Origin of the sequence: Paenibacillus sp. JZ16, from assembly GCF_015326965.1 — a bacterium.
Lineage (GTDB): Bacteria > Bacillota > Bacilli > Paenibacillales > Paenibacillaceae > Paenibacillus_AQ.
This window is the reverse complement of the sequence record NZ_CP017659.1, coordinates 6,172,067-6,189,807: the sequence shown is the minus strand read 5'-3', so window position 1 is coordinate 6,189,807 and position 17,741 is coordinate 6,172,067. Positions and strand designations below refer to the sequence as shown.

General features: G+C 52.4%; 17 protein-coding genes. 6 read left to right on the top strand and 11 right to left on the bottom strand.

The genetic code is table 11. The features are described from left to right. Positions 1–38: 38 nt before the first annotated feature. The 4 genes from BJP58_RS27620 to BJP58_RS27605 all read right to left on the bottom strand — a co-directional run bounded on the left by BJP58_RS27620 (position 39) and on the right by BJP58_RS27605 (position 5,090). A complete protein-coding gene (locus BJP58_RS27620; RefSeq protein WP_194541447.1) occupies positions 39–1,061 on the bottom strand; it encodes an MBL fold metallo-hydrolase in 1,023 nt (340 codons plus the stop codon). Positions 1,062–1,643: 582 nt separating this feature from the next. Then, on the bottom strand, positions 1,644–3,368 hold the full coding sequence (locus BJP58_RS27615; protein ID WP_194541446.1) for a proline--tRNA ligase: 1,725 nt from the start codon (positions 3,366–3,368) through the stop codon (positions 1,644–1,646). Between the two features lie 368 nt (positions 3,369–3,736). Further along, positions 3,737–4,042 (bottom strand): ArsR/SmtB family transcription factor, encoded by a 306-nt coding sequence (locus BJP58_RS27610; RefSeq protein WP_071223457.1) that lies wholly within the window; start codon positions 4,040–4,042, stop codon positions 3,737–3,739. Then, the gene (locus BJP58_RS27605) at positions 4,023–5,090 is read right to left on the bottom strand and encodes a flavin-containing monooxygenase (protein WP_442953972.1); all 1,068 of its coding nucleotides are present in this window, start codon (positions 5,088–5,090) and stop codon (positions 4,023–4,025) included. Before BJP58_RS27605 ends, BJP58_RS27610 begins: the two co-directional genes overlap by 20 nt. Positions 5,091–5,325: 235 nt before the next feature. On the opposite strand from BJP58_RS27605, the gene BJP58_RS27600 reads away from it, so the two are divergent. The 3 genes from BJP58_RS27600 to BJP58_RS27590 are packed head-to-tail and all read left to right on the top strand — an operon-like array spanning position 5,326 to position 7,656. Beyond that, positions 5,326–5,577 (top strand): FeoA family protein, encoded by a 252-nt coding sequence (locus BJP58_RS27600; protein ID WP_194541444.1) that lies wholly within the window; start codon positions 5,326–5,328, stop codon positions 5,575–5,577. Further along, positions 5,574–6,320: a FeoB small GTPase domain-containing protein gene (locus tag BJP58_RS27595; RefSeq protein WP_194541443.1), complete on the top strand. Its 747-nt coding sequence runs from the start codon at positions 5,574–5,576 to the stop codon at positions 6,318–6,320. The genes BJP58_RS27600 and BJP58_RS27595 overlap by 4 nt, the downstream gene beginning before the upstream one ends. Beyond that, on the top strand, positions 6,271–7,656 hold the full coding sequence (locus BJP58_RS27590) for a ferrous iron transporter B (RefSeq protein WP_194541442.1): 1,386 nt from the start codon (positions 6,271–6,273) through the stop codon (positions 7,654–7,656). The genes BJP58_RS27595 and BJP58_RS27590 overlap by 50 nt, the downstream gene beginning before the upstream one ends. 106 nt (positions 7,657–7,762) lie before the next feature. Here BJP58_RS27590 and BJP58_RS27585 read toward each other — a convergent pair whose 3' ends face one another. The 7 genes from BJP58_RS27585 to BJP58_RS27555 all read right to left on the bottom strand — a co-directional run bounded on the left by BJP58_RS27585 (position 7,763) and on the right by BJP58_RS27555 (position 14,581). Further along, positions 7,763–8,647, bottom strand: coding sequence for a carbohydrate ABC transporter permease (locus BJP58_RS27585; protein WP_194541441.1), 885 nt, complete (start codon positions 8,645–8,647; stop codon positions 7,763–7,765). Positions 8,648–8,660: 13 nt separating this feature from the next. After that, positions 8,661–9,542, bottom strand: a complete 882-nt coding sequence (locus BJP58_RS27580; RefSeq protein ID WP_194541440.1) for a carbohydrate ABC transporter permease — start codon at positions 9,540–9,542, stop codon at positions 8,661–8,663. A gap of 99 nt (positions 9,543–9,641) precedes the next feature. Next, the gene (locus BJP58_RS27575) at positions 9,642–10,961 is read right to left on the bottom strand and encodes an extracellular solute-binding protein (protein WP_194541439.1); all 1,320 of its coding nucleotides are present in this window, start codon (positions 10,959–10,961) and stop codon (positions 9,642–9,644) included. A gap of 115 nt (positions 10,962–11,076) precedes the next feature. Next, complete coding sequence (locus tag BJP58_RS27570; protein ID WP_194541438.1) at positions 11,077–11,862, bottom strand: response regulator transcription factor; 786 nt, start codon at positions 11,860–11,862, stop codon at positions 11,077–11,079. Continuing rightward, the gene (locus BJP58_RS27565) at positions 11,837–13,630 is read right to left on the bottom strand and encodes a cache domain-containing sensor histidine kinase (RefSeq protein ID WP_194541437.1); all 1,794 of its coding nucleotides are present in this window, start codon (positions 13,628–13,630) and stop codon (positions 11,837–11,839) included. The genes BJP58_RS27570 and BJP58_RS27565 overlap by 26 nt, the downstream gene beginning before the upstream one ends. A gap of 175 nt (positions 13,631–13,805) precedes the next feature. Continuing rightward, positions 13,806–14,078: a hypothetical protein gene (locus tag BJP58_RS27560; protein ID WP_194541436.1), complete on the bottom strand. Its 273-nt coding sequence runs from the start codon at positions 14,076–14,078 to the stop codon at positions 13,806–13,808. A gap of 278 nt (positions 14,079–14,356) precedes the next feature. Beyond that, positions 14,357–14,581, bottom strand: coding sequence for a helix-turn-helix domain-containing protein (locus tag BJP58_RS27555; protein ID WP_006208732.1), 225 nt, complete (start codon positions 14,579–14,581; stop codon positions 14,357–14,359). 290 nt (positions 14,582–14,871) lie between these two features. Here BJP58_RS27555 and BJP58_RS27550 point away from each other — a divergent pair, with 290 nt between their 5' ends. From BJP58_RS27550 to nagA, 3 genes are read left to right on the top strand one after another with little or no spacing between them, the layout of a single operon-like run. Continuing rightward, the gene (locus tag BJP58_RS27550) at positions 14,872–15,744 is read left to right on the top strand and encodes a MurR/RpiR family transcriptional regulator (protein WP_194541435.1); all 873 of its coding nucleotides are present in this window, start codon (positions 14,872–14,874) and stop codon (positions 15,742–15,744) included. Positions 15,745–15,750: 6 nt separating this feature from the next. After that, complete coding sequence (nagB, locus tag BJP58_RS27545; protein ID WP_194541434.1) at positions 15,751–16,479, top strand: glucosamine-6-phosphate deaminase; 729 nt, start codon at positions 15,751–15,753, stop codon at positions 16,477–16,479. Further along, a complete protein-coding gene (nagA, locus tag BJP58_RS27540) occupies positions 16,476–17,663 on the top strand; it encodes an N-acetylglucosamine-6-phosphate deacetylase (RefSeq protein WP_194541433.1) in 1,188 nt (395 codons plus the stop codon). Before nagB ends, nagA begins: the two co-directional genes overlap by 4 nt. The last annotated feature ends 78 nt before the right edge of the window (positions 17,664–17,741 follow it).

The following is a 17,741-nucleotide window of genomic DNA, read 5'->3' as shown; positions in this document are numbered from 1 at the left end:
ACGTACAAGCAGACGGTTTTATTCATGTCTTGATTATATCAGGAATGCGGCTGTTTCCGTACAGAAAAATAGCGCATTCCATCCTCGTTTTCGATCTCCTCGGCCTCCCCGCGGCGGGCCAGCTCGGCGAGATGGGCCAGCGCTTCGCACATGGCGAAGCGCAGCTGGTGGATGCCGAGCTTCTCGCCGAAGAGGGCGGTGCAGACCTCGAAGGCGGTTAGGCGGCCGGCAGCGCTCAGCATGCCGGCGATGGCGGCCAGGCGCTCCTCGTGATGGAGGAGGAGCGTCTCGATCCGTTCACGGAAATGCGTGAACGGGTGGCGGTGTCCGGGGTACGCCGTCCGGACATGCAGCTCCCGCAGGCGGCGCAGCCCTGCGAGGAATAGTGCCAGCGGCTCGGCGTCGCTGCCGGGCAGCAGGCTCACGTTGGGCGAGATTTGCGGCAGCACGGCATCGCCGCATAGCAGAACGCCGCTGTCTGCATGGAAGAACGACAGATGCCCCGGAGCATGGCCGGCCGTTTGCACCGGCACCCATATCCGGCTGCCCATCCGGAACGGCAGATCCTCGCTGATAAACGAGATCTCCGGCTGCGGCGTAACTTGGGGGAAGAAGCCGTTCAGATGCTCCGGCAGCAGGGAAAGCTTGGTTTCCGGCATGCCCTGCTGCCGGAAGAACACCGGGAGTTCGTGATCCATTGTGGAATCCGTTCCCCACATGAGCATCGCTTCCCGATGCGCCCGCTCTGACATCCACACCTTGGCGCCCGAACGCTCCTGAAACCACCCGGCAAGCCCATAGTGATCCGGGTGATGATGGGTCAGCACGACCGAAGCGATGTCGCTGTACTCGAACCCGAGCTGCTCCATCGCCGCCAGCCATTCCTGCTCCGAGGAACTCGTTCGCGGCCCCGGATCGATGATGGTCACACCGTCATCCCCCCGCAGCACATAGCTGTTCACCCATCTTAAAGGGTTGGACAATGTAATCTTCACCTGACTGAGCTGATGTTCTTCTATATGATGAATGTCCGGGCTATTTCCCTTCTCTTCCTGATTCATTGTAGATGCAACCTCCATCTGCATTATGACTTCAAATCCGACTCTTTCATCATAAGCTTGAAATCGGGATATGTATAGCAGGGTGCCTGGTTTAGATGCTACTGTTTCCCATCAAAGGACGCTTCACGTACGCATCGTTCCTCCAATCGCTGTTGCCCCCGGATTTTTCTTATTTTATTGATCCATTGTAAAAATCCGATGGCAAAGGCGACCGCTGCCGCTTTTACGGAATCGATTCGTCCGCTCCGCTGCTTCGTGCTCGTTCATCATAAAGCGTGTACCGTCTGATCTTAATAAGCAGATGACCTTCTTTCATATACGAAAAGCATCCCCATAGTCATATAAACTTGGGGATGCTTCTCCATTAGCGAAACTGTAGTTTTTTTGAGTTAGCTGAGTACGCTTCATTTCAATCCTGTAAAACTTTCTTAGGACTTGCATGATGTTTACACTCTCTTTTCGATCCACAAAGTCCCTCTTGGGAAATTGCACGTTCTGCAACCTCTTGATATTCCAAGTTAATTCTTTCTACCCATCTCCAGCTCAATGAATACTCGCCTCATACTGAAAGGCTCCATAATATCACTTCAGCTGACGGTCTATCTCCTCGCGTGAGCGCTGGATGGCTTCCTCGGCAGGCAGGGTGATCTTGATTCCGTCCTCGCCCATCCATTCGACCTCTCCGTTAACGGCTCCGCGTCCAACGATCAGACGCATCGGAGCGCCGGCAAGGTCGGCATCCTTGAACTTGACGCCAGCCCGTTCGTCCCGGTCATCCAACAGCGGCTCCAGACCAGCCTTATTCAGCTCGCTGTAGATATGTTCAGCCAGTTTCATCTGTATCTCATCCTTAACCGCAACCGGGATAATGTGCACCTTGAACGGAGCCACGGACATCGGCCAGACCAACCGCTCATCCGAGATGCACTGCTCGGCGATGGCGGACATGACGCGGGAGACGCCAATACCGTAGCAGCCCATGATCAGCGGTTTCTCCCGTCCGTCGGAATCCAGGTACATGGCGTTCATAGCCTCACTGTACTTCGTACCCAGCTTGAACACATGTCCAAGCTCGATCCCGCGATGAAACTGAAGCGGAGCTCCGCAGCGCGGACAAGGTTCACCTTCTGTTACATTTCGGAAATCGCCGGTGTGTTCCAGCGAAAAATCATGTCCTGGGCGGACTCCCTTCAGATGGGTATCCCCCTGGTTAGCACCGGTGATCCCCTCTGCCATAGCTGCTACTTCGGAATCGACCAATACCTTCAGGGTTAGACCTACCGGTCCCGCAAACCCGACCGGGGCTCCCGTCGCCTGCATCACCTCTTCGGCGCTCGCTAATTCCGCGAGTTCTGCCTCTAGGTAAGACTTCACCTTTGCCTCGTTTGCTTCGCGGTCTCCCCGGACAAGCACCGCAACCCGTTCTCCATCCACGTGGTAAATCAGCGTCTTGATCAATTGCTCCGGACCGACTTGCAGGAAGTCAGTCAATTCCTGAATGCTCTTCACATCGGGAGTTATTACCCGTTCTATAACTGAGCTTCCGTCTGTCTTTACGGATTCTCTTCCTGCAGGCTCAGCTGAAACCGCAGACTCCGCTCGCTCGAGATTCGCAGCATAACTGCAATCGGTACAGGAAACAACGGTATCCTCGCCTATATCCGCCAGTGCCATAAACTCATGGGTTTCCCCTTGTCCGCCAATGGCACCCGCATCGGCTTCCACCGCCCGGAACGTCAGGCCACAGCGTCTAAAGATTCGTTCATACGTTTCATACATGTTCCGGTAGGACACATCCAGGCCTCCCCAGTTCCGATCAAAGGAATACGCATCCTTCATCAGGAATTCACGCCCCCGCAGCAGACCAAAACGCGGACGCCGCTCATCCCGATATTTGTTCTGAATTTGGTACAGGTTGACTGGCAGCTTCCGGTACGAAGAAATCTCTTGGCGAACGATGGACGTAATCACTTCTTCATGGGTTGGTCCAAGCACGAACTCCCGATTATGGCGGTCATGCAGCCTGATGAGTTCCGAACCGTAAACATCGTACCTGCCCGATTCCTTCCACAGCTCGGCGGGCTGAACAGCGGGCATGAGCATTTCCTGTCCGCCGGAGGCATCCATTTCCTGCCGAATAATAGCTTCGATCTTTCGCAAGACCCGCCATCCCAGCGGCAGATACGAATAGATTCCTGCTGCCGTTTGACGGATATAGCCGCCGCGGAGCATCCATTGATGGCTCAGTGCCTCCGCCTCGGAAGGCACATCACGCATCGTTGTCATCAATAATTGGCTTTGCCGCATCTTCCTCATACTCCTTCTTATATCCATGAATGAACCTGCCTGAGCGCAAAAAGAGCACATTCGCTCCTAGGGACGAATGTGCTCGTGGTACCACCCTGATTCCATCTTGCCGGACGCAAAAGACGCTCCATTGAAGATGCTTCATACGGCGGTAACGGGCCAAACCGGCGCCGCTTGTTCACAGCGGGCAACTACAAGGTAGGAAGGACACAGCCTAGCGGGGGAAGCCTTTCAGCCAAGGGCTTCTTTTCTGTCTCGCCGAATCTTGCATCCTCATGTCCTTGATGATCGTTATTCACGGGAAATTCATTTTCCAATACATTACAGCCGGACGGTCGGAATGTCAAGCATGAACGGGTCAGGCGATTCTAATGAGCGATATGGTCCAGCACCTGCCGTAAGATCCCGATGACATGCTCATCTTCATACGTATAAAAATATGTATTTCCTTCCCTCCGGTATTTGACCAGTCTTAAACTTCGCAGATAGCCAAGCTGGTGGGATACCGCCGACTGACTCATGCCAAGCACCTCGGCAATATGGCCGACCGGGCATTCTTCTTGCGAGAGCAAATGAAGAATCCGGATCCGCGTCGGATCCGAGATGGCCTTCAGCAGTCGTGACGCTTCCATGGCCTCGTCTTCGTGCAGCAGCTCATGGTGCTCTTTTTCCATAAACTAATCCCCTCTTCTCCATAATGGCTTGAACGATTTCGCGGGCATCCCGTGAAACTCCTGCCAAGAGTGCGGAGCCCCTGTGCGTCTGCCAAGGCAAACCTGCATAATAGAGCCCCTTTACCGGACTGATACCGCGTGTATGAATAACAGCCTTCTCATGATCCAGCGCTCGATCCACTTGAAGCCAATCATAGCTGGGAACAAAGCCGGTCGCCCAGATAATATTCTGAACCTTAAGCTCCGTTCCATCCTCGAATCGCATTCCGGAAGCGCCGGCATCAACGGCTCTCTTTTTCAACACCACTTTACCGCACTTGACCGCTTGTTTCAATTCATATCCAAAAATCGGGTCTCCGCGGCGCTTCAGCTTACGCCCCAACCAGGAGGAACCGCCGGCAGATAAAATGCCGAGTTTGTCCAACCACCAGAACATGCCCTTTCCCCCAATGGTCATGGGTAAATAACGCGGCTGCTGTCCGAGGGCCAAATACGTTTCCCGACCACGTGACAGTTCGACCGCAATCTGTGCCCCGCTGTTCCCGCCGCCAACGACAAGAACGCCGCCCTCCTGAAGCTGTGAAGGTTGCCTGTAATCGGATGAGTGCAGCTGGAGAATGTCCTCTGGAACCGATGCTGCAAACGTCGGAATTCGAGGCTGCCGGAACGGCCCGGTAGCGATGATCAGCGCCTTTGCATGATATTCTCCCTGATGGGTGTCGATTATAAAACGGTCTTCTTCCTTCCGGACACACTTCACATCCGTCTCAAACTGAATGGGCAGCCTAAACCGCGCTGCATACGATTTCAGATAGGACGCCATCTCATCTTTATCCGGGAACCCGTCGGGATCCCCCTCTAACCTCATTCCATGCAAGGCACTATGAGTCCTCGGCGTAAACAACCTCAAGGAATCATATCTCATCTTCCATGCATCGCCTGCCTCCATCCCCCGATCCAACAACAGAAACTTCATCCCTGCCTGCTGCAGCCAATAGCCAGCTGCCAATCCTGCCTGCCCCGCGCCGATAACGATTACGTCCCATATCATATAGGTATCACTCCAATTATATGAATAATTGCTCATATTTACATATAACATGGATCTTGTTTCCCCTTCAAGCATAAAATGGTGATTGCATCGTCAAACGCCGCATGAAACTGGAATAAATATCTGATGAATCCAGTTGACAACATACACATTCAGTCATACTATAGGCATAAAGTTGCTTCGAGGAAACAATATATGCTCGGCCCAATTTAGTAGGGAGAGGTTAAACTTTATGGATGAGACAAAATATCGGCAGCATTTGCATCAGGCAGCGCTCGGCGAGCGGTTTCTGATTGAACAGGTGGATATCCGCGGAGAGCATAAGCGGCGGCTTCTGGACCTCGGATTCGTACCGGGCTCCGTTGTCGAAGTGCTGCAAACCAGCCCGCTCGGCGATCCGACCTCTTATAGAGTGGCAGGTACCGTCATAGCATTAAGAAAAGAAGAAAGTCAGTTAATCTGGGGTAAGGTGATGTCATCATGAGAACTTTTACCGTCGCGCTGGCTGGCAACCCGAACACGGGAAAAAGCACGCTTTTTAATGCGCTCACCGGGCTAAAGCAGCACACCGGCAACTGGTCCGGCAAAACAGTCAGTCTCGCAAGCGGCTATTACGATTACAAAGACACCCGCTTCCAATTTATCGATCTGCCCGGGACGTACTCCTTGTTCTCCAACTCGGCCGATGAAGAAGTGGCGCGCGATTATATTATTTTTGAGAAACCGGACGTTACCCTGCTGGTTCTGGATTCTACGGCGCTGGAAAGAAGCCTTAACCTTGCGCTGCAAGTGCTGGAAATGACCGACCGGGTCATCATCTGCCTGAATCTGATGGACGAAGCGAAGAAAAAAGGCATCAAGATTAACGCACGCAAGCTGGCGGATCAGCTCGGGGTTCCCGTCATTCCGATATCGGCCAGAAATAACGAAGGGCTGGATACCCTGTCCGAGCAGCTGCTTCTCATGTGCACAGGGCAGACTCCGACTACGCCGTACCGGATGAAATATAACGAATATCTGGAATCGCGAATTTCCGGCCTGGAGTCCGAATTACGAGACATTCTTGGCGACGAATATCCAGCCAGATGGCTGGCGATCCGTTTTCTTGATGGAGACCGGAAGCTGATCGCGACGCTGAAAGAACGATTAAAGGCTTCGGATAAAGGAGGGATTTCGCTTGGAACAGCTAAAGCGCTTGGAAGCTCTAACAGCCGCCATTCCTGCTGAGCAGGTAGAGGACGTTCGGGAAGACATCGTGGGCGAATTATTCAAAAAATCCCGTGAGCTGTGCAGTGATGCCGTCACCGTCACCAACCGTGAGCTTCTGTACCGTTCCGAGCGTCTGGACCGCATCTTCACCTCCAAGCTGTGGGGATTTCCGATCATGCTGGCCATGCTCGGCGTTATTTTTTACTTAACGATCGCAGGGGCTAACGTGCCTTCTTCCATGCTGGCAAATTTCTTTGGCTGGATCGAAGGATACCTGACGATGGCCTTTCAGGCCCTCCATGCTCCCGATTGGCTCTATGGCGTGCTGATTCTCGGATTGTTCCGGGGGACCTCCTGGGTTGTCAGTGTCATGCTGCCTCCCATGGCTATCTTCTTTCCAGCCTTTGCGCTGCTGGAGAACTATGGCTATTTGCCTCGGGTAGCCTTTAACCTGGACCGCCTGTTCAAAAAAACAGGAGCGCACGGCAAGCAGTCCCTCACCATGGCGATGGGATTCGGCTGCAATGCGGCGGCCATTATGTCGACCCGGATCATCGAGTCGCCTCGGGAGCGGATGCTCGCTATTCTGACCAATAACTTCGTGCCCTGCAACGGTCGCTGGCCGACCCTGATCCTGCTGGCCTCCTTGTTCATGGCTGCAGGTTTCTCGGGAGGAGCCCAGACGCTCGTAACGGCTTCCGTTGTTATGGGCATGGTGCTGATCGGTGTCGTTGTCACGCTCACGGTATCATGGGGTCTATCCAAAACCGCCTTGAAAGGCATTCCTTCCCACTACACCCTGGAGCTGCCTCCATACCGTAAACCGAAGATACTGAATACCATTCTCCGGTCGACCCTGGATAAAACCCTCTATGTGCTGCGCAGAGCCATTATCGTAGCGGCGCCTGCAGGCGTGCTCACCTGGGTGCTTGCCAACATCTATATTGGCGATGCCAGCATTCTGATTCATTTCGTTGAATTTCTTGATCCGTTTGCGCGCGCACTCGGACTCGATGGCTTCATTCTGATGGCCTTTATCATCGGACTTCCCGCCAATGAAATCGTGCTGCCGATCCTGCTGATGGGATATTTGGCTACGGGGTCCCTGACCGAGGTTACCGATATGTTTGCCCTCAAGCAAATCTTCCTGGACCAAGGCTGGACCTGGCTGACCGCACTGAACATGATGCTCTTCTCGCTCCTTCATTATCCATGCGGAACCACGCTCGTCAATATCTGGAAGGAAACGAAAAGCGCAAAGTGGACGTTCCTGTCCTTTGCCATCCCGACGGCCATCGCCATCGGCGTCACCTTCCTGGTCACTCAGGTGGCCCGGGCACTGGGATGGGTTTAAAGACCGAGGATTGAATCAGCATCATATAAAGCAAACGAGCCGCTACAAGAAGTCTCCTTGAAGCGGCTCGTTTATTTTATCCGGAAATGGATGAGTTCTATGAAACTTAACCTTTCACCGAACCAGCAGCGATGCCTTCCACGATACGATCACTGAGGAACAGGAACATCAGCAGGATTGGCAAAATACTGATCATCAAGGTTGCGCCAATCGCACCCCAATCGGTTGTGTATTGTCCGATAAAGTTCTGCACGCCGACGGTGAGCGTCTTGAATATGTCCGAGCTGATAAACGTATTCACGAAAATAAATTCGTTCCAGTTGTAGATCATGTTAATGATGGCTGTCGTCGCCAGCACCGAGCCCGTCATCGGAAGCACGATCCGGAAGAAGACCCGGTGAACCGAGCAGCCGTCCATGACCGCCGCCTCTTCCACTTCCTTCGGCAGCGTGTAATAGAACCCGAGCAGAATCATAATGGTAATCGGCATATTGAAGGCCACGTACGACAATATCAAAGAAACCGGATGATCGGTCAGGCCAACCTTGTTGAACATGCTGAACAGCGGGATCAAGGTGGAGTGAACCGGAATCATCATGGCAACCATAAATAATCCGAGGACGAAGGAGCTGCCCTTCCACTTCATTCTCGTAATCGCGAAGGTGACGAGACTTCCCAGAATGACCGTGAGCGCAGTCGCGACAACGGTGATCCAGACGCTGTTCAGAAAATATACGCTGATGTTGCCGGCACTCCATACCTTCTCATAATTCTCCCAGCGCGGATTCATCGGAAGGGACAACGGAGGAAGATCGAATACTTCCTGATTGTTTTTTAATGAGAACAGCAGCAGCCATACGAGCGGGAACAGCTGGAATACGGCAACGCCGATCAGCACGATATACAGCAGCGCGTAACCCAGCTTGCCCCCCACTCCGTTTCCGGACCGGGCGCGCCCGTCTTGGAGCTGTCCTGTGGCTCCGGATATCATGAAGCATTCCTCCTTATGAATATTGGATCGTTTCTTTCGATGCCGTTAATTTCCGTATGACCCACGTTACGATCAGACAGATCACTAGCAGGAAGAATCCGATCGCGCTGCCGTAACCGAAATCATAAGCGCGGAAAGCCGTGTGATACATGTAGGACGCCATCACTTCACTTGCGCCGTTAGGCCCCCCGTCCGTCATAACAAAGATGAGGTCGAAATATTTCAAGGAACCTACCACCGCCAGCACGATCGTAACCTTAATCACTTCCATGATGAGTGGAAGCTTGATCCGGAACGCAATTTGCAGGGAAGTCGCACCGTCGATCTTGGCCGCTTCCACCAGCGATGCCGGGATATTCTTCAAAGCTGCATAATAGATCAAGATATAGAAACCGGCATACTGCCAGAGAATCGGAATAAACAATGCGAACAAGACAAGCGACGGCTCAGCGAGCCATGCCGGCGGGTTCGTGATCCCGATGGATTCCAGGAAGCTGTTCACAATTCCGTTCGTCGGGTGGTAAATGCGCAGCCACAGCTGCGCGATCGCAACGGAGGACAGCAGCATGGGGATGAGATAGATTTTACGGAACAGGTTGGCGCCCTTGATCTTGGAGGCCAGCACCATTGCCACGGCCAGGTAAATGATCAGGCTTGCTGCCGAGAATACGGCTAACAGCAGGGAGTGCCATGCACTGTCCCAGAACTTGCCGTCCGAGAGCAGGGCCTGGTAGTTATCAAGTCCGATAAAGGTCATCGCACCGATGCCGTTCCATTCGTTCAGTCCGTAATAGGCGGTAAGTAGGATTGGAATATAAACGACGGCCATAATCACAAGCAGTGCGGGCAAAACATACAGCGCGATGATTTTTTTGTTGGACATCACTTTATCCAAAGTGTCCGACTCCTTTCTTCCTATGGTCTTAAGGAAAGATTTATCCGGCATCGCTGCCGGATAAATCAGGGTCCCGTTTCTTTGTTGTCCTAAAGAGTCTTAGTTCCCTTTGGAGATCGCCGCTTCATGCTCTTCGGAGAATTTCTCCGGCGTCACGGCTTTGCCGAAGAGCGCCTGAATCATGTTCAGATGTGTCTCGGCGGCATTCGCCTCCATCTGTACATCCGCGAACAGGGTGATGCTGCTTGCTTGGTTCATTTCATCAAAGAGATCGATGTACAGCTGCGGAAGCTCAAGCGTCGAGGTATCCACCTTCGTTGCCGGGATGACGCCGGCACCTGTAACGGACTGCTCGCCCCACTTGGTGACGAAATACTCAACAAACTTCTTGGACTCCTCTTTCACTTTGGAGTTCTCGCCGATGAACAGGCCGACACCCGGTCCGCCTACCCAGCTGTTAATATCGCCTTTGCCGCCTTCAACCGTCGGGAATTTGAAGAAACCGACGCTGTCGCGGAATTCTTGCGGAATCTCTTCATTGGTCGTAAAGTTAGGCAGTTCCCAGGTCCCCATCATGTACATGGCCGCTTTGCCGTTCAGGAATTCGGATTTCGCTTCCTCGTTGGATAAGCCGTTGAACCCTTTGACAAACGCGTTGCCATCCACCAGCGATTGAACCTCGGCGGCTGCCTTTACAAGCGATTCGTCCTTGAAAGAACCCGAACCGCTGATTGCGCTGGCAAGCGTTTCTTGTCCGCCGATTCGGTCTGCCAGGTACATGTACCAGAGCGAACCGGTCCAGCGATCCTTGTTGCCCAGTGCGATCGGAGCAATCCCGTTATCGGACAGCGTTTTCACGACATTTTTGAATTCTTCGTAGGTTTGCGGAATCGCCAGATTATGCTGCTCGAATATCGCTTTGTTGTAGTATACCGGAGCGATATTGAACTCGAGTGGAAGCGCATACGTTTTGCCGTCAATGGCATAAGCCTCGGTCGTGCCGGCTACGAACTTGCCATTAAGCTGACCGTCCAGCAAATCATCTACTGGTGCAAAAAGCTTGCCTTCGACATAAGGCTTCAGGAATCCCGCTGCCCAGGTTACCCCTACGTCCGGAAGCTCGTTCGAGGCGGAAAGCACTTTCAATTTATTTTTATATTGCTCATTATCCAGAACTTCCTGTTTGATCGTCACGTTCGGATTCTCTTTTTGATATTCTTCGATGATCTGATTCACGATTTTGTTCTGTCCCGCAGAAACGCCTGCCGGCCATAAGTGCATGAAGTTCACCGTAACTTTATCGCCCTCGCTGCCGCTGTTGCCTGAATCCCCCGTGCTGCTGTTGCTCGATCCACAACCAGCCGCAACCAGAGCGAGACACAATGTTAGTAGCAGAACCGTCCATTTTTTGTTGAACACGTTTACAACCCCTTTTCTAGTATGCTGTTCGCGTATTGAAACCGCTTTAATCAAATTTTATCAGTGAGGGGATGATTGTATAAGGTCATAATGATTGGGACTAATTCCACTTTTATTAGATTTCCTCTCCGCTATCGGATACGCTATGGCGGTATTGACTCGGGCTTACCTCCTCAAGGTCACGGAACACTTTCACGAAATATTTCGCCGTTTGGTATCCCACCTTCTCCGCAATTTCCGCGACAGGCAGCGATGTGCCCGCCAACAGCTCCTTGGCCCGCTGTACCCTGCGACGCGTTAAATATTCGCTGAAGGTGAGTCCGGTCTGCTCTTTGAATAACACGCTGAAATAACTGGAATTCAGGTGAAGCACTTCTGCCACTTCCTTAAGCGATACCGATTCCTGAAGGTGCTGATCCACGTACTTCAGCGCTTCCTGCACCTGAATGCTGTAGCCCTTATCCTGCTGCGCCGCCTCCAGGAGCTTGGGATCCACCAGTTTCTCCATCCGCTCAATCCGGTCTATTTTTTCCCGGCGTTCCAGGGCCGATTCGACCGCAGTTACCAGCTTCCGCTTATCCAGCGGCTTTAGGAGATAATCCACGACGCCGTATTGCAGCGCTTTACGGGCATAATCGAATTCCGAATAACCGGATATGACGATAATGACCGGCGGATGCTCTAGTTCATGCAATCTCTCAATGAGCTCAAGTCCCCCGATTTCCGGCATGCGGATGTCCGTCACCACCAGATGAGCCACCTGCTCCTGCAGCCACTCCAGCGCCTCTACGCCGCTTGAAGCCGTCACGATTCTGCAGCGACCCGACGACCATGCCTCCAGCGTCTTCCTTACCCCTTCCCTCGTTCTCGGCTCATCATCCACGATCAGTATCGTTTTCATGCTGTTCCCCCTCCCCACCATTAACCTGAAAATCATTCGGAATTTGAAATGAAATCGTCGTTCCCTGACCCACCACGCTGTGAATACGCAGGCCGGCTTGCCCGGAAGCGTAATACAACCGGATTCGCTGCTCTACATTGGCAATGCCAACACCGCTTTTTTTAGAAGATTCCGCGTATCCCTTTTCCATGGAGGAATACAGAGAGGCCACCGTCTCCTCGTCCATTCCCGGGCCGTCATCGCTAACCGAAATGACCGTATATCCCGGGTGATCCGAGACCTTCGCCCGTACAATAACGGTGCCCGGACCCAATCGCTGCTCAACTCCGTGGAGGATCGCATTTTCCACGATCGGCTGAATCAGCAGCTTCGGAATCGGCACGTTTTTGCTGGCTTCATCCGCCTCGATTTTCCAGGATAACCGGTCCAGCATCCGCATTTTCATAATCATCAAATAACGCTCGGCATGATCCAGCTCGTCCCGGACCGATACCCACTCATCCTCGTCTTTGCGGTTAATGACGTAACGGAATAAGCCGGACATCGCGACCACGATTTGGGCCAGCTCTTCTTCCCCTTGATCATCCAGCGCCCAGTAAAACGCTTCCAATGTGTTAAAAAGAAAGTGCGGATTGATCTGCGCCTGCAGCGCTTTAAGTTCCGTCCGGCTCTGAATGATCTCCTTCTGATACACAACCTCGATTAATTCGTTCAGCGAATCCACCATCTGGTTGTACGAATTGTTAAGCTCGTTGATCTCCATCGTCTTCGAGGTGACGGCAATGGGCTTCAGCGTTCCCAATCTCACGCCGCGCATGGCTTTGATCAGATTCAAAATCGGCCGGATGATCATCGTGGTCAGTATAAAGCTTAAGAACAGAAACAGCAGCGCACCCACGCCCCCGGATACGATGATCGCGGTCCGCAGCACCGATATCCCCTCCGTCGTATAATCGACAGGCGTCAGGATGACCAGGTTCCAGCCCGTGGCCTCAGACTGTTTCTGTACGGCAATGTAGTCCTCATGGCCGACCGTAACCGTCTCCCCTTCGCGGTGCAAAACCTCCTTCGCATCCACCACGGTGGCAAAATCGGACGAGATTTCATTCCCCGCCTGATCAAACAATCCCATCGTTTCACGCGAATCGGTGCCCATGCCGCCTGCAGAGTCCGCCAGCGCAAAATAGTCCTTCTCCAGCTTCACGAGCAAGTATCCGCCGTGGGCAAAGGAATGGTCAATCAGCCGAATTCTCCGTACCGCTACCACCACATCCGGGTCCCGGGGATCCTGACCGAACCATACCAGCTTCCCCATGCCCTGGTCTGCCGCAGCAATCCAATCGCCCCTAACCCGGCTGGTCAGACTTCCTTCATCCAGTGGAAACAGCCGCCGATAATCCTTCGTATATAATTCCAGCGACCGGATGCCCGTAGCGTAGGCTTCATATTTACGAACCTCCTGTTGAAGGGACTGCCGTTCACCGAATGTTATCGGCTTACCCGCGGTCTCCTGCGCCAGAAAGCGCTGAACCGTCGCGTTCGTCGAGACTTGTGCCGTCAGCGTATCCACCTGCTTGAGCAGCGCATCCAGCTTCCCTGTGGCCTGAACGGCCGTCTGCTGAATATGCTTCTCCGCACTGTTGCGCAGCAAAGCCGAAACCTGATCATATACAAACACCCCGACCAATGCCAATACGATAACCATCACTAGCATAAATCCAAGGAAGATTTGATTCCGCAGTGTATTCAGCCTGCCAAATCTGTTCAAGTTCTGCACTCCCTTTCGATTTGGAACTGTAATTCACTATACACAATCTTGTTGAAGTTAGGGAGTCCTCGCCGTTCCGCAAAGGTCCAAGGCATATGTACTTTATTACTCAAAAAAAGAGGAAATGCGAAAGGTTAGTTTCCCCTTGCACTCCTCTCATATACAGCCAAACATACTATACCGGATATAATTCCTGATGCCGCTCAAGCTCTCTTTTGCAATCGGTGCACAGCCCTCTTACGGCGCCGGCGTCATCCGCGTAAAAGATTAATTGTCGCTTGCGCCGGCATTTACTGCATGCTTGTCCGTGCTGACCGCTCCGGGTTCGCGTTGTTGTGTTCAGATGGATAACATTACGTTCCCTTCCGCTTCTTTTCTTGCGTCTGATCCATACAATTGCAAGAAGGACTAGAACGGCCCCGGTCATCATCCCGATCATCCATCCCATGTTTATTTCACCTCCGACATGTGCAGGCTATTTGTACAAAATAGCTAAAAAACGATTAGCAGATTTACACTCCATGATCACGTATAAACGACGTCGCTACATTAATACATTTGCGAACATTTTAACATATCTTGTATTTGTCATGGCAGTTTCTGCCCATTTCTAATCACAGAATATAACCGGACTTCCGCAATGAAAACACAAAAAAGCCTTCTCACTCCCGTTGCTACGGGAAGGAAGGCTTTCGCTGTGCTTTCGTTCATGCAACCGGCATGGTGTCAGATCTTCAACTCACCGAGTTTTATCAACTCAACGACAGCTTGCGAACGGCCCTTGACGTTTAATTTCTGCATGACATTGGAGATGTGGTTACGCACCGTCTTTTCGCTAATAAACAACTGCCCGGCGATATCGCGAGTCGTTTTGTCCTGCACTAGCAATTCAAACACTTCGCGTTCACGGTGGGTTAACAAGAACTTGCTGTTATGGTCGGTCCCCTTCAATGGTGTCACCCCTCCTTGCCCGGGTATGTGTGGTCTAACAAGGGTAAGGGATACAGTCAACTCATCTTATGTAAGATGAGGGGGGAAGGTGCGAAAGAGGCGAACAATTTGGGCGATTTGCCCGTATTGGCGATTTTTGTCCTTGCTTCCTCTCGAGGGTTGGTCTATGATGATGGTGTAAAAATAATTTTCTTTATTTTTTCATATTTATAAAAATTATTTTCAGAAATGGAATCCCATTTGTTATGCCCAAGCAATAAGCTCACCGGGAACCTTGAAGGAGGCTTGTGATGACACCAATCTTGCATATTATTTCTGTCGAAAAGGAAAGTCTGCCCCGTCAGGAACGACGGCTCGCAGAGTTTATTTTGACAGCTCCATCCGAGATTGTGCATATGGGCATTAAAGATCTTGCAGAGCAGTGTGAGGTCAGCGCTGCCACCGTAACCCGTTTTTGTAAGAACTTTCAGTGTAAGGGGTATCCTGATTTTAAGCTCAAGCTCGCCGCCGAGATCGCTCATGCCGAAATGGCCTCACGCACGGGAAATACGCGCTATCAGGATATCGTTGCCGGCAACGCGCTTGCCGGCATCGTCGAGGCGATTGAATCCAATCATCTGACTTCGATACGGGATACGACAGAGCTGCTCGATCTGGGTCAGCTGGAGCGTGCCGTGGATGCCCTATGCCGCGCGAAGCGCATTGATCTGTACGGAGTGGCTACCTCTTCCATTGTGGCACAGGACTTCTACCAGAAGCTGATCCGGATCGGCAAAAACTGCACGGCTTTCGCAGATTCGCATATGCAGATCACATCAGCCTCTACCCTGGCTTCAAGCGATGTTGCCGTTGCTGTTTCATACTCCGGCGAAACACCGGAGACCATCGATGCGTTGACTTGTGCCAAAGACGCCGGCGCCTTCACGATCAGCATCACCTCGTACCGAAGCAGCGCCATCTCCGCTCTGGCAGACATCACACTGTATTCATCTTCATTAGAGGAAGGAATGCGGCGGGGAGACATGGCTTCGCGTATCGCTCAGCTTCACATTATCGACATCCTGTTCATGGGTATGGCCAGTCGGGACTTCTCTACGTATGTTCCCCGTCTGGAGCAATCATATCTTAATGTTCAAAACTATCGCAAAAGCCGAGGAGGATAATAACCAATGAATATTTACACATTCCGCGATGAAGAGCAATTTGTGCAAACAGGTGCCAACCTGATCTCCAGCCTGCTTCACACCAATCCGCGCGCTAAGCTGGGACTGGCTACAGGAAGCACACCGGTCGGGCTCTATGCCAAACTGATTGAAATGAACCGTCAGGGCCTGGTCAGCTTCGCCCAGACCACAACATATAATCTGGACGAATATGTAGGCCTTCCCGAGAACCATCCCGAGAGCTACCGCACTTTCATGAATGAGAAGTTCTTCAATCATGTGGACATCCAGATCGAACGGACCCATGTGCCGAACGGAAATGCTGCCGATGCGAAAGCAGAATGCCTGAATTACGATAAAATGTTGGAAGAATTCGGCCCGGTTGATCTCCAGCTTCTCGGCCTTGGACATAACGGACACATCGGTTTTAACGAACCTGGTGAAGCCTTGAGTGGGGGTACGCATGTGGTTGAGCTGCAAGAGAAAACACGCAACGCCAATGCAAGATTCTTCCCTACCCTGGATGATGTTCCAACCCATGCGATTACGATGGGCGTTGCCACGATCTTGAAAGCCCGGCAAATCCTTCTCCTCGTCCGTGGTGAGGATAAAGCGGAAATTGTTCACCGTGCATTGCAAGGACCGATTACCACACAATGTCCGGCATCGCTGCTTCAATGTCATCCGAACGTGGTTGTCCTTTTGGATCAAGGTGCGGGGAGACTGCTGGTATGAGCGGCGAACGAAAAGAATCTGTCCAATTGCTGTATGGTCAAGTCCTGACGCCAAACGGCATCTGCGAAGACGGCGTGCTGGCGATTCAAGGTGAGAGCATCTCCTACGCCGGTGATGCTTCCGGACTCCCTGCCGATCTGAAGCAGGCCGCAGCGGAAGTGATCCATCAACCGGATGGGTACATTATTCCCGGTTTTATTGATATCCACGTACATGGGGGTAACGGTGAAGATTTCATGGATGCCTCCAAGGATGTCCTGGATAAAATCACGTCGTTCCACAGCTCCCAGGGAACAACGGCCATGCTTGCTACCACGATGACGGCCCCTAAGGCAGCCATCGACCATGTGCTGCAAGAAGTTAACGACTACCAGAGCCAAGGCATGCCTTACACAAGACTGGTGGGCGTACATCTGGAAGGCCCTTTTATCAGTCCGAAATGGCCCGGCGCACAAAATCCGGAGCATATCGTCCACGCTAATATCGATTGGCTGGAAGAGTGGGTATCCACTTACCATGGCCTGATCCGCCAGGTGACGCTCGCACCCGAGCGAGAGGGAGCACTAGAGGCTATCTCTTGGCTGAACACCCACGGGATCGTAGCCGCCTTGGGGCATACAGATGCCACCTATGAGGAAGTCGAAGCCGCCGTTGAAGCAGGTCTTAGCCATGGCGTGCATACGTTCAATGCGATGACAGGACTGCACCACCGCAAGCCTGGCGTGGTGGGCGCGATGCTCAGTGATGATCGCTTAAGCTGCGAGATTATCGCTGACGGTATCCATGTCCACCCCGCAGCCATTCGGATTCTGGCCCGCATGAAGCAAGACGGAAATCTGATTCTGATTACCGACGCGATGTCCGCTACCGGTATGGCTGACGGCGAATATACGATTGGTGACCTGCCGGTTGTTGTCGAGAACGGCATCGCCACGCTCAAGAGCAACCGAGACAGCCTGGCTGGCAGTACACTGACGATGATCAAGGGCTTTCAGCTGTTGGTCCGAGAGGTTGGGTTAAGCATTGAGCAGGCTTCCCTCGTTGGAAGTCTCAATCCCGCCGCAAAGATCGGCATCGCAGATCTTACAGGCTCTCTTGAAGCCGGCAAGCTTGCCGATGTGCTGATGCTTTCAAGTGATCTGGAGCTTCAAGGCGTCTGGATTCAAGGACAACGCAAACATTAATCCTGATTGATTATTACTTATAGCAGACATAGCAAAGGAGCTGCCTTTTTAGGGATGATTTCATTCCTAAAGAGCAGC

Excerpts from the sequence above, each read along its gene's own strand:
- BJP58_RS27595 (WP_194541443.1), top strand. The coding sequence starts at position 5,574 with ATGAGAACTTTTACCGTCGCGCTGGCTGGCAACCCGAACACGGGAAAA.
- BJP58_RS27610 (WP_071223457.1), bottom strand. The coding sequence starts at position 4,042 with ATGGAAAAAGAGCACCATGAGCTGCTGCACGAAGACGAGGCCATGGAA.
- nagA (WP_194541433.1), top strand. The coding sequence starts at position 16,476 with ATGAGCGGCGAACGAAAAGAATCTGTCCAATTGCTGTATGGTCAAGTC.
- BJP58_RS27550 (WP_194541435.1), top strand. The coding sequence starts at position 14,872 with ATGACACCAATCTTGCATATTATTTCTGTCGAAAAGGAAAGTCTGCCC.
- BJP58_RS27620 (WP_194541447.1), bottom strand. The coding sequence starts at position 1,061 with ATGAATCAGGAAGAGAAGGGAAATAGCCCGGACATTCATCATATAGAA.
- BJP58_RS27560 (WP_194541436.1), bottom strand. The coding sequence starts at position 14,078 with ATGGGATGGATGATCGGGATGATGACCGGGGCCGTTCTAGTCCTTCTT.
- nagB (WP_194541434.1), top strand. The coding sequence starts at position 15,751 with ATGAATATTTACACATTCCGCGATGAAGAGCAATTTGTGCAAACAGGT.
- BJP58_RS27570 (WP_194541438.1), bottom strand. The coding sequence starts at position 11,862 with ATGAAAACGATACTGATCGTGGATGATGAGCCGAGAACGAGGGAAGGG.
- BJP58_RS27615 (WP_194541446.1), bottom strand. The coding sequence starts at position 3,368 with ATGCGGCAAAGCCAATTATTGATGACAACGATGCGTGATGTGCCTTCC.
- BJP58_RS27600 (WP_194541444.1), top strand. The coding sequence starts at position 5,326 with ATGGATGAGACAAAATATCGGCAGCATTTGCATCAGGCAGCGCTCGGC.
- BJP58_RS27585 (WP_194541441.1), bottom strand. The coding sequence starts at position 8,647 with ATGATATCCGGAGCCACAGGACAGCTCCAAGACGGGCGCGCCCGGTCC.